Here is an 11,995-nt window from a genome sequence, read left to right on the forward strand (position 1 = left end):
AAGAAGGGCTCGTTCTCCAGCGAGGAATCTGTCTTCAAGGTTCTCTATCTCAGGGTAAAGGAACTCTATGCCAAGTGGGAAGGGCATCATATCCAGAACTGGGCGATGGTCAGAAACCAGTTGGCTATGGATGATAAGCTGCAAGCTCGTATCCTGAAATACGAGAAATTTTAAAGCCAGCAATCACTGGTAACGCATCTTCTTTTATGATACCTAAAAAAACTTACACACTTAACTTGACAAACCCCAATACGGTCAATTTTCATAACAAAAAGCCTCCTTCTGCATAAATCAATGCATACTATTATTTTTTTCTTATTGTAATTATTTTTCAATATATTTTAAAATATTATTTTGTATTTATTTTAATAAATACAATTTGTCTTTTATAGTGCCGTATTCTTTCTTTTTATTCTTTTATTCTTCCGTATTGTGTCTTTAACCCATATGCAAAAAGGAATAAGCCAGGAGTGCAGATACTCACTCCTGGCTTATTCCTTTTTTAATTTATATTGAAAATGCTGTATATATCTAATGCGGCTGCTCCAAGTTCAAAAGGACTTCGCCCCGCCTTTCGTCTGAATAAAAAACTTCTTCCAAACACAGCCCCCGCGCCGGGGCCGTCGCACCTAGCTTGGTTCTGTCCAGCCCATCCAAAATCTGCCTGAATTGGTTTACCGTAAGACGATGAAGCCCTAAATCGACAAGGCCGCCGACAATATTACGTACCATGTGATATAAAAAACCATCTCCGACGACATGAATGTCAAGGAAGGTCCCCCGCTCCTGAAGAGTAATTCCATACATTGTTTTTACTGGATTCATAGGGGTTGTATTCTGCCCTTCAAAAGCAGAGAAATCATGCGTTCCCATCAGTATATCTGCCCCATCCCGCATTGCGGTCCGATCCAGGGGTCTGCGGATAAACCAGGCATAGCGCAGCAGAAAAGGATCATGCATATGGTTGTTCACAATTGAATAGCGATAATGCTTTCCCTTATTATCATGACGGACGCTAAACGTTTCAGGCATTTCTCGTGCCGATACAACGGCGATTTCCGCCGGTAAATATCCCTTCATGGCATACGGAAGATTTTCCGTCGGAATAGAACCCTCTCCATAAAAATTCACGACTTGCCCGCGGGCGTGAACCCCCGCATCTGTCCTAGCCGCCCCGTAAATGGTAATCGTGCTCTGAAAAATAGCCGATAACGCCTGTTCAAGGCAACGCTGTATAGAAGAAGCATTGGTCTGCCTCTGGAAGCCATGAAAAGCAGTGCCGTCATACGCTACCACCAGACAAATATTTCGTTTCATACCAGCCACCGCAGCGTAGCCAAAACAACTGTCACGAGCAGAACCGCCGTCATGGCAATACCGTCTCGATAGGTATAGGACAGTTCGTTCATTCGTGTCCGACCTTCTCCACCGCGGTAGCAGCGGGCCTCCATGGCGGTAGCCAAATCATCGGCTCTGCGAAACGCACTGACAAAAAGAGGCACCAGCAGGGGAATCATATTTTTTCCACGCTGCCATAAGCTGCCGCTTGTGAAATTTGCCCCGCGGGCTGTCTGTGCTTTCATAATTCGATCAGTCTCTTCCAAAAGGGTCGGAATAAAGCGCAGCGCAATGGTCATCATCATGGCCAATTCATGTGCTGGTACGCCGATACGCCGGAAGGGATTGAGCAGATGCTCAATCCCATCGGTAAGCACGATGGGAGATGTCGTATAGGTAAGCAGAGACGAAAAAACAATCAAATAAATCAATCGTCCTGTCATGCGGCTTCCCTGATAAATCCCTTCTCTCGTCACATGAAGAATACCGTATTGCCATACTACGTCACCAGGTGTCGTAAAGATATGCACGCCCATGGTAAAAACAATAATGATCCACAGTGGACGCAGGGATTTTAAAATCAATTTGGCAGGAAGCCGGGAAATAATAAAATTCAAGACTACAAAAGCCGTCACAATACTGTATGCCAATAGCGAATCAGCAAAAAAAATAGCCACAATAAACATCATCGTCCCTATTATTTTGGCACGAGGATCCAAGTGATGTAAAAACGAATTGCCGGGGAAATATTGACCCAGCGTAATGTCAGTGAGCATGTGGCATCCCCCTCAGACAATGATATAACGAAGATATAGCTTCATCCATAGTATGTACACGATCATTGAGATGAAATCCCCGGGCTTGCAAATACTGCAGAACCTCAGTTACCGGCGGTACGGCTACGCCGGCACTGCGCAGTGTCTCCTGCTGCGTCGAAAAAATATCCAGCGGTTCTCCGTCCAGAATAATATCTCCCTGCGACAGTACGATAAGCCTTCCTGCCATACGAGAGATATCCTCCATATTATGAGATACCAGAATGACCGTAATATTTTTTTCCTCATGCCATCTCTGAATTCCCGAAAATATTTCGCGGCGGCCAGCCGGATCCAATCCGGCTGATGGTTCGTCAAGAATCAAATATTCCGGGTGAATAGCAATTACTCCGGCAATGGCAACTCGCCTCATCTGACCGCCGCTCAAGCGGAACGGAGACCGTTCCGCATACGTTTGGTAATCCAGTCCCACAAAATCCATAGCCTCACGCACTCGTTCATCGATTTCCGCTTCACTTAAGCCAAAGTTTCGGGGACCGAAAGCAATGTCTCTGGCAATTGTTTCCTCAAACAGCTGATACTCCGGATATTGGAACACCATGCCAACCTTGTGCCGCATATCCATTGCCGCTTTAGTCTTGAGTCCGACATCTATCCCGTCTACAGTAACGGTTCCCTGTGTCGGATGCAGCAATCCATTCAGCAGCTGCACAAAGGTAGATTTCCCCGATCCCGTGTGACCAATAATGCCGATAAACTCGCCTTCATGTATCTCTATGTTAGTTTCGTTGAGAGCTGTTTTTTCAAAAGGCGTCCCCATTCCATATGTATACATTACCTGTTCTAGCCTAATTGACATAATGCGTCTCCTAATTCTTCCTTAGTAATAATGTTCCCAGGAAGAGGAATTCCTTTCTCGCGCAACTTAAATGCCAATTCCGATGCGGCAGGCACATCCAGCCCCATGGACTTCAAGGCATCCACTTTGGTGAATACGCTGCGCGGCGTGCCGTCCATTTTTAATTCACCGTTCTGAATAACGATGACACGGCCGGTCTGAACGGCTTCTTCCATAAAATGCGTAATAATAATGACAGTAATGCCCTCTGCATTCAGCTGCCGAATGGTATCCATGACCTCTCTGCGGCCAATTGGATCAAGCATAGCCGTCGGTTCGTCCAGGACGATGCATTGGGATTGCATCGCTAAAATACCGGCAATCGCAACCCGCTGTTTTTGCCCCCCGCTTAACAGATGCGGTCCATGTTTAGCATAGATCGTCATATTGACACGCTTCAACGCATCACTGACACGATGTTTAATCTCATCCGGCGGCACCCCGAGATTTTCCGGACCAAAGGCAACATCTTCTTCCACGATGGCCGCAACGATCTGATTATCCGGATTCTGAAAGACCATGCCGACCTGCTGCCGTATTTTCCACAAATTATCGAGGTCATCAGTCCTCATCCCACAGACCTTACAGGTCCCCTCGGTCGGTGTAAGCAGTACATTAAAATGTTTTGCCAAGGTAGACTTCCCCGATCCGTTCGTCCCGATAATCGCAACAAATTCACCCGGCTCGATTTGGAGGGAAATATCCTTCAGGGCATATACCTCCTGCCCTTCTGCATCTTCATATATGTGGCTCATGTGATCCAACCTGATCATTGGTATGCTCATGACCTATCTCCTCATTATAGAATATATTCCCAATTATTATACTGGTTTTCTTTTCTTTTGTAAAATCAAATACTATCTAGCTCGCTCGGGACCATAAGCATTATCCCCAGAAGATCCTTTGACCGTAAAAAATCCCAAATAGGAAACCGCCGTAACCGACTGAACCGCTGTAGCCGCAATATCCAGTCCCAGTATAGGCAGTACATAGCTGGCAATATAGCAAAGAAAAGGAATAATAAAAAGCCAGCCGGATTTATTAATATCATGGCACCGCCGCATCCCCAGAGAAAGTTGAGACCACACAGCAGGAATCGTAAGAATAATAAATATAATGGCAAAAATCACTGCATATTCCATGCGCCCAATCAAAATAGATTCAACAATACGGCTATATAAAATAACAGAAAACATAAACTGGGCAAACATGAGCAGCAGTGTTCTGAAAATAAAAGGACGGCGCTGCACTCTCCCTGCAAAGGTAAAATATTTTGTCTTCAGATCTCTAAAATCACGAAAACTGACAATACTAGTCTCACTGCCGGAACCAACAGGCATAGATAATCCTTTATGAATGCGGGCAGACTGGCGGGATCTTTTTTTCAATTGAATTTTTTTTTGCTGGACCATATGTACCTCCTCAACGAATTACATAATGCCGAAATTTGTTTCTTTCTCATGTTATCATATTATACGCTATGTCTCAATTCATTTCACCTAATTAGTATGATATAATATAAAGTATCAAAATACAAAGGAGACTCTAAAATGAATCCATCTACGTTTCAAAATTTGACTGGCTCTGATGGCATGTTTACTTTTAACTTTTTTTGCGAATCCTTGCTCGGTGCACTCCACACGCTTGCCCATGTAATGGAGGACAATCAGCTTGATATGCCCGCGGAAGCTTCGCAAATCCCAGACATGCTGGCTGAAATGGGAAACAGCCTATCTGATGATTATTGTGACGGAAAAATTGATTTAAGCCGCTTTAAAGACGAATTGCTCGACTTTCACAAAACAGCTTTTGCTATCGACGATCAAATGACGTCCGTCATCGCAGATGGCGATGACACGTTGCAGTATTACTATTTTGTCTACATGCAGGGTATCAGTCTTTTCCTCCCGAATATGCTGGATGCGATCGGCCATGATTTGCCGGAAGATGTCGATCCAGCTGACTTCATGAATGAAATCCTGTCAGACTTTGCCGCCCTTACAGAAACACAGCAGTAAGAGCATACCGACTTCACAAAATCATTTTATGAAAAAGGACTGCGCACATACAGATACGGCTCATACACAAGGCAGCAGGAACTGACCACCCATCCTTGCCCGTGTGTATATGCATGAACCATATTCTGCCTAATGCGACAGTCCTTTTTATTTTAATATAAAAAAATACGCAAAGGATACAATAGCTATCAAAAATCGATAATACGCAAAGGAAGCCAGTGTCGATTTATTCATAAATTTCAGGAACCACAAAACGGATATGTAGGCTACGACAAAAGCCGTAACAAAACCAATTGCAATCATAATCAAGTCATTGACATTCAAATACGCCAAACTTTTCAGCAAATCATAAAAGCAAGCCACGATCATGACCGGCACCGCAATAATAAACGAAAAATCAGCGGCCGCTTTACGACTTAACCCCAGAAACAAACCGCCGGCAATCGTCGATCCGGAACGTGAAAAGCCCGGCCACAACGCCAGAATTTGGAAGGCTCCCACCATGAACGCCTGCATAATCGTCATTTTTTCGACATCATGACATACAATCCGCATATGTGATCGTTCCGCTGCCAGCATAAATATGCCGCCTACAATCAAACCAATAATGACTGTCCCTGCCGAAAACAAGTATGCCTTGATCGCATGATGAGCCAAATACCCAATCCCCATAACAGGTACGATACCTGCTGCCACATGGGCCAGCGTGAGACCCGTATCATTACGAAACCAGTTTTCCCGGCGCAGAAGATCCCAGCATCGATACTGCCGAAACATGCGTATAAATTTTGCCTTGTAAATAACAAGAACTGATAAAATGGCCCCCAGCTGAATAAATACTTCAAAAACTCCTGCCTGCGGGCCAGTAAAGCCAAGCCAATCTCCGACAAGAATCATATGACCCGTAGAGGAAACCGGAAGATATTCCGTAAACCCTTCTACAATCCCCAATATTACAGCAATCATATAGTCACTCATTTTTAGACTCCTTTGACAAAGAATACAGGATAAGCACTTGGCAATTATACCACACAACAGTCCGGAAAAAAAGCTTGCCTGAGCATCATTTAAAAATCATTTAAAAATACAGCCAAAAGCAAGCTGCCATGGGGTCTCCGCAGACTCCATGGCAGCTTTTTCATGTATACTGTTATTAACTAGTCAAGAGAAACAACATGGTTTGGATCTTCGATCATAAATTTTGCGTACTTCGGATCGCCGTTATGTTCAAAATACAGCGTATTCCCTTCCAGATTTCCCCGCCAGCTCACAATAATTGGGCATTCGCGGCTTAGATCCTTTAGCATTTGGACCGGATTCAAATTCAAAATAGGAGCAAACAAAAATTCTACATTATCAATCATTACAACACGGGCATTAAGCCGGTGGATAGCCGCCGAAATAAGAAAAATCGCTTTTTCTGGTCTGTCTGCGCGAGGAATTTCCAAAAATTCATCATCAAACAATTCCCTGGCTTCACAAATTTTCCAGCCATCCTGAAAAGTCAATTCGCGAATCAGCTTGCTCTTACCGGAGCCCGGACCGCCGATAAGAATAAGAAGCTTCTCGCTTTCCTGGGCAATGTACTTCCACCGTTTTAAAACATCTGCATCTGTCACCATGAAAATCACCTTCATCTGCTAGTATTATTTACATTCATTATACTGGAATGCAGTCATATAAGTAAAGCATTTTTGCTATTTTATTTCAACATGCCCCAACAATTCGCCGACATGTACAAAATTATTTCAATCCGTATCGCTCCATGGGATCCTGCATATTCTTGATTGGTTCTGATGTCAATATGACATCATCCACAAATTGCTTGGCATGATCCACAATAAACACAAGTGATACCCCCTTTTGAAAAGGGCTGTCATAATAATAGGCATCGACTGATTTTTCACCGCCGCCGCCCAGGTCGACCCGATCCGGATGACCATACAACGCTAAAATCGTCGAAATATGATATCCCAGCGTAGCACCGCGTCCCGTATATCCGTTATTGGTCAAAAGAAAAACCTTTTTTACAAGATTGTGCCGGTCAACTTCGACACCATAATCTCCATAAAGCCAAAAATTATTTCCATTGCGCTTGATCAGATTGCTCCACATATTATATTTGTTCGCTTGAAAAGTCGTGTCTAAGCTAAATCCCATCAAAGCGAAGTCCCGTTCGGCATGCACACTCTGGGGAGTGGTTATATCGTCATAGACATAAGGCGGACGGGGCGGCATGAGCGCGACTCGTTCTATCTTCCTGTCTCCAATTGCAAAAACCATCATAGTATCTTTGCGTGGGCTTTCATAAACAAAATAGTACACATTGGCATCCACATCTCTAAGAACGTTTGACGGCATCCCAAATTGGCGTACCAGCACTTCAGCCGGGTACTGCAGCCGCAGATTCCGTCCCATAGGAACACCCTTCCCCTTGACGAGAAAAACAGCTTCCACGCCGACCCGAACAGCCTGCCGTTCTTCCACGGTCTGTTTTAAAATAGATGCCGTATCATTGCGCAGGACAAAACGCATGGTCTTATCCGTGTCGTCATACTTAAGCTTAGTATAATGTATGCTTTGCGAATACGCATTGGGGCTGCCCCATACCCGTCTTACTTTAGCCAAACTATCGCCTCGGCGTACATTTCCGATAGAAAAATCTGCCGCAGATAACGGCGGGATTACCAGGGTATCCAGGGAATTGACGAGTTCAGCCACAGTAGGTGCCGCCGTCTGTCCGGAAATTCCGGCTGCATCTTTTCCTGCCGGCAGTACCGTACCACTGACCGTACCAGCACCGGCAAGCGGAGCTGTCTGCTGAATAGGCGGAGCTGTCGCCCTAGCAGCCACCTCTGCAGCATAGGTATTGACCCCTATATACAAGCTGCCGATGCACAACATGGCCAATCGTAAAGATTTTACATAGTTCATAATACCCTCCTTCTGCAAAATCTGTAAAAAACACCCTTCGAAAGATGTAATTCAAAGGGTGTCTGTAATTATTTTTGTTCCGGCCGGCTTAATGGGAACAATAGTACATCACGTATAGACGGACTATTAGTCAGGAACATAACGAGGCGGTCAATACCAATCCCCAATCCACCTGTGGGTGGCAGACCATATTCCAGCGCCCGGCAGTAATCTTCATCCATCTGGTGCGCTTCATCATCTCCGCGTTCCCGTTCCTCCATTTGTTCAATAAACCGATTGCGTTGATCAATCGGGTCATTTAATTCTGAAAAGCCGTTAGCCAATTCACGCCCATAAATAAATCCTTCAAACCGATATGTCAGAAGAGGGTTATCCCGATCCTGTTTCGTAAGCGGTGAAATTTCCAGTGGATGACCTGTAATAATGGTCGGCTGAATCAGGTTTTCTTCTACATAATCTTCAAAGCAGCCGTTGATAATTTTTCCAATGCCGGCATAGGCATCATATTCCACATGAAGCTTGTCTGCAATCGCACGTGCTTCTTCGACGGTCTTTATATGAGCAAAATCTTCTCCTGTAAATTTCTTGACGGCCTCAATCATAGTCATGCGATCCCACGGCGGTGTCAAATCGATTTCCTTGTCAATATACGTAATCTTCGTCGTACCATATAGTGTCTGAGCCAGTCCGGCAACCATTTCTTCCGTAATACGAATAACATCTTCCAAATCCCCATAGGCCTGATATAATTCGACAGTCGTAAATTCCGGATTATGCCGGGAGTCAATTCCTTCATTGCGGAAGCAGCGATTCATTTCATAAACCCGTTCCAAACCACCGACGAGAAGACGTTTCAAATGGAGCTCCGGCGCAATCCTGAGATAGATATCCATATCCAATGCATTATGATGAGTTTTAAAGGGACGAGCAGCCGCACCGCCGGCAATTGTATGAAGCATCGGCGTTTCCACTTCCAAAAATCCCCGTGTATCCAAATAATTACGAATACCTTTGATAATCTGAGACCGCTTAACAAACGTATCCTTTACTTCCGGATTGACGATTAAATCCAGATACCGCTGACGATATCTGGTTTCCTTATCCGTCAAGCCATGAAATTTTTCTGGCAGCGGACGGAGAGATTTAGAGAGCAGCGTCCATTTTTCAACGCGGATCGTCGTTTCTCCCGTATGCGTCGTAAAGACAGTTCCTTCCACACCAACAATATCTCCGATATCAAGGAGCTTAAAAAGGGCATATGACTCTTCACCTAATACATCCTTACGGAAATAAAGCTGTATTTCGCCACTTAGATCACGCAGCACGCAAAACGCTGTTTTACCATGACGGCGGACAGCCATAAGGCGCCCCGCAGCACGAACCACGATTTCATCCTTTTCCAGTACTGCCGCATCATCTTTAATATTTTGGGCATGATGATCCCATTCAAATTTTTGCCCAAACGGATATACGCCGGCCTCTATAAATTCCTGCATTTTTTCACGGCGCACCTGCATCTGGTCATTTAATTTTTCTTCTTCAATTACGGGTGTTTCCTTTTGCTTCATATCCGACATGGTATTCCTCCTATAGCTTTCTCTTTATTGCGCATCCGGCGGCAAAATCCGATATTTAAGTTCGCCTGCCGGTGCCTTGACGGTAACGACCGCCGGGCTTTCTTTATCAATTTTCTGTCCCAGAATAGCCTTGCCAACAGGAGATTCATTGGAAATTCTATTATTAAACGGATCAGCTTCAGCCGTGCCTACGATCGTATAGTTAAAACGATCACCCGTTTCCACATCTTCTAAAACAACTTTGGAGCCCAGACGCACTTTGGCTGCACTGTCTCTTGATTCCTGAATAATCTTTGCCGTGCGGATTTTGCCTTCCAATTCAGCAATGCGCCCTTCGATAAATGCCTGTTCATTTTTGGCATCATCATATTCCGAATTTTCGCTTAAATCTCCCAAAGCAATTGCTTCCTGAATACGTTTCGATACATTAATGCGGCGGACCGATTTCAATTCATTTAATTCGTCTTTTAGTTTTTGTAAGCCCTCTTGCGTAATCAGCGTTTCATTCATGATGGTACTCCTTTGTGATATGATTACAAATAGAAATAGTGTCAAGTTCTCTTGGCACTATCCAGATCATTATTTTTACCGTATTTTTAATTATATTCGTATCTGCGGAGTATGTCAATAAAAACAGCCTGACAACGCGGTTTCTATGATACCGTATATTATTTGTTTACTTCCTCCAGCATATTTCTGACAACCTGTTCAAATTGCTGCACCGTCTGCGCCCGATTGATCTGTTCCCGCAATCTTGCGGAACCATGCATGCCCTTCGTATACCACGCCGCATGAGAACGCATTTCCCGTAGGCCGATGTAAGATCCCTTATAGGCAACCAATGATTCAAAATGGGTCAGCATCTGTTTATATCGTTCCGCCGGTCCAGGAGGTGCTATATTTTCTCCCGTATCCCAGTAGTGGCAAATCTGCCGAAAAACCCAGGGGTTTCCCTGGGCGCCCCGTCCGATCATAACGGCCTGACATCCCGTCTGTTCCATCATGCGTGTGGCCGTAATCCCATCGACAATATCCCCATTTCCAATGACGGGCATGCGGACCGCAGCAACGACTTGACGTATTTTATCCAGATCAGCCCGCCCGCTATAAAATTGCTCTCTCGTCCGGCCATGTACTGTAATGGCGGCCGCACCAGCCTGCTCTGCTCTCTTAGCAAGCTCCGGCGCCGTAAAAGAAGCCTTATCCCAGCCCGTGCGCATTTTTACCGTTACAGGGATAGCTACCGCCTGAACAACAGCGCGAATAATAGCCTCTGCACGATCCAAATCCTTCATAAGAGCTGAGCCTTCGCCGTTACGTACTACTTTATTGACGGGACATCCCATATTAATATCCACAATATCCGCTCCGGCTTCTTCGACCGCCACAGCGGCCCGGGCCATTGAATCACAATCAGCACCAAAAATCTGCATAGATAAAGGATGCTCTGCCGCATCAATCCGAAGCATTTCCTGTGTATGTTTATTATGATATAAAAGCCCTTTCCCGCTGATCATTTCCGTACAAACCATAGCCGCACCATACTGGCGAGCAATCACCCGATATGGTAAATCGCAAACACCGGCCATAGGAGCCAGTATAACAGGATACTGCAGCCGGACAGCCCCAATGACAAAGGGCTTAGCAATTGCGTTCATAAATAATTCTCAATCCTTCCAACGTCAGCATCGGTTCCACCACATCAATAGATTTAGTAGCCGGAGCAATGATGACCGCCAGTCCACCTGTAGCAACAACCTTAGCACTGCTTCCCAGCTCCCTGTGCATCCGGGAGATAAGACCGTCGACTTGGCCTACAAATCCATAATATACACCAGCCTGCATGCTTTCTACCGTATTACGGCAAATAACCCGTTCTGTCCGGCGTACTTCAATACGCGGCAGCTTTGCTGTACGCTGTACCAGCGCTTCTGTAGAAATGCCGATTCCCGGACAGATAGAGCCGCCCAAATAATTCCCCTTCTTATCAACAGCACAAAATGTCGTAGCTGTACCGAAATCAATGATAATAACAGGACCGCCATATTTGTCATAAGCGGCAACCGCATTGACAATGCGGTCAGCACCGACTTCCCTGGGATTGTCATACTTAATATCCATGCCTGTTTTGACTCCCGGTCCGATAACTAAAGGACTCAGCCCAAAATATCTTTGACACATCCGTTCCAGCGTAGGCATGACCGGCGGAACTACAGATGAAATGATAATAGCATTAATTTCATCCGCATTGGCTCCGTTTAAAGAAAAAAGATTCCGTATCAACACACCATATTCATCCGTCGTACGCAAGCGATCTGTCGATATACGCCAATGATCCATCAGATTTTTACCTTTAAAAATTCCCAGCACGATATTCGTATTCCCTACATCAATAACTAGTAGCATTATTTACAATCTCCCCTGCATAAGTTAAGTTATATACGCCTAATATAA

Annotated in this window: 13 protein-coding genes; 1 reads left to right on the forward strand and 12 read right to left on the reverse strand. The window is 44.9% G+C overall.

Features of this window, described 5'->3' with window-relative positions; all coding sequences use genetic code 11:
* Positions 1-531 precede the first annotated feature (531 nt).
* The 5 genes from truA to AB840_RS11070 form a co-directional block, all read right to left on the reverse strand.
* Positions 532-1,317 carry a tRNA pseudouridine(38-40) synthase TruA gene (truA, locus tag AB840_RS11050; RefSeq protein WP_048514908.1) on the reverse strand — a complete coding sequence of 262 codons (786 nt, stop codon included), beginning with the start codon at positions 1,315-1,317 and terminating at the stop codon, positions 532-534.
* Entirely contained in the window at positions 1,314-2,114 is an 801-nt protein-coding gene (locus AB840_RS11055) for an energy-coupling factor transporter transmembrane component T family protein (RefSeq protein ID WP_048514909.1), read from the reverse strand. Before AB840_RS11055 ends, truA begins: the two co-directional genes overlap by 4 nt.
* The gene (locus AB840_RS11060; protein ID WP_048514910.1) at positions 2,104-2,973 is read right to left on the reverse strand and encodes an energy-coupling factor transporter ATPase; all 870 of its coding nucleotides are present in this window, start codon (positions 2,971-2,973) and stop codon (positions 2,104-2,106) included. Before AB840_RS11060 ends, AB840_RS11055 begins: the two co-directional genes overlap by 11 nt.
* Positions 2,958-3,797 carry an energy-coupling factor transporter ATPase gene (locus AB840_RS11065; protein ID WP_048514911.1) on the reverse strand — a complete coding sequence of 280 codons (840 nt, stop codon included), beginning with the start codon at positions 3,795-3,797 and terminating at the stop codon, positions 2,958-2,960. Before AB840_RS11065 ends, AB840_RS11060 begins: the two co-directional genes overlap by 16 nt.
* Before the next feature lie 72 nt (positions 3,798-3,869).
* A complete protein-coding gene (locus AB840_RS11070) occupies positions 3,870-4,424 on the reverse strand; it encodes a DUF805 domain-containing protein (protein WP_048514912.1) in 555 nt (184 codons plus the stop codon).
* A gap of 138 nt (positions 4,425-4,562) precedes the next feature.
* On the opposite strand from AB840_RS11070, the gene AB840_RS11075 reads away from it, so the two are divergent.
* Positions 4,563-5,030: a hypothetical protein gene (locus AB840_RS11075; RefSeq protein ID WP_048514913.1), complete on the forward strand. Its 468-nt coding sequence runs from the start codon at positions 4,563-4,565 to the stop codon at positions 5,028-5,030.
* A gap of 147 nt (positions 5,031-5,177) precedes the next feature.
* On the opposite strand, the gene AB840_RS11080 is transcribed toward AB840_RS11075, so the two are convergent.
* The 7 genes from AB840_RS11080 to AB840_RS11110 all read right to left on the reverse strand — a co-directional run bounded on the left by AB840_RS11080 (position 5,178) and on the right by AB840_RS11110 (position 11,947).
* Positions 5,178-6,008 (reverse strand): undecaprenyl-diphosphate phosphatase, encoded by an 831-nt coding sequence (locus AB840_RS11080; RefSeq protein WP_048514914.1) that lies wholly within the window; start codon positions 6,006-6,008, stop codon positions 5,178-5,180.
* A 179-nt stretch (positions 6,009-6,187) separates the two neighbouring features.
* Entirely contained in the window at positions 6,188-6,652 is a 465-nt protein-coding gene (brxF, locus tag AB840_RS11085; RefSeq protein WP_048514915.1) for a BREX-3 system P-loop-containing protein BrxF, read from the reverse strand.
* Between the two features lie 121 nt (positions 6,653-6,773).
* The gene (locus AB840_RS11090) at positions 6,774-7,964 is read right to left on the reverse strand and encodes a hypothetical protein (protein WP_053078168.1); all 1,191 of its coding nucleotides are present in this window, start codon (positions 7,962-7,964) and stop codon (positions 6,774-6,776) included.
* 68 nt (positions 7,965-8,032) lie between these two features.
* Positions 8,033-9,541, reverse strand: coding sequence for a lysine--tRNA ligase (gene lysS / locus AB840_RS11095; protein WP_048514916.1), 1,509 nt, complete (start codon positions 9,539-9,541; stop codon positions 8,033-8,035).
* A gap of 24 nt (positions 9,542-9,565) precedes the next feature.
* Complete coding sequence (gene greA / locus AB840_RS11100; RefSeq protein ID WP_048514917.1) at positions 9,566-10,051, reverse strand: transcription elongation factor GreA; 486 nt, start codon at positions 10,049-10,051, stop codon at positions 9,566-9,568.
* A gap of 158 nt (positions 10,052-10,209) precedes the next feature.
* Positions 10,210-11,199 (reverse strand): tRNA dihydrouridine synthase DusB, encoded by a 990-nt coding sequence (dusB, locus tag AB840_RS11105; protein WP_048514918.1) that lies wholly within the window; start codon positions 11,197-11,199, stop codon positions 10,210-10,212.
* On the reverse strand, positions 11,183-11,947 hold the full coding sequence (locus tag AB840_RS11110; RefSeq protein ID WP_048514919.1) for a type III pantothenate kinase: 765 nt from the start codon (positions 11,945-11,947) through the stop codon (positions 11,183-11,185). The genes dusB and AB840_RS11110 overlap by 17 nt, the downstream gene beginning before the upstream one ends.
* Positions 11,948-11,995 lie beyond the last annotated feature (48 nt).

Origin of the sequence: Megasphaera cerevisiae DSM 20462 (assembly GCF_001045675.1) — a bacterium.
Taxonomy (GTDB): Bacteria; Bacillota; Negativicutes; order Veillonellales; family Megasphaeraceae; genus Megasphaera; species Megasphaera cerevisiae.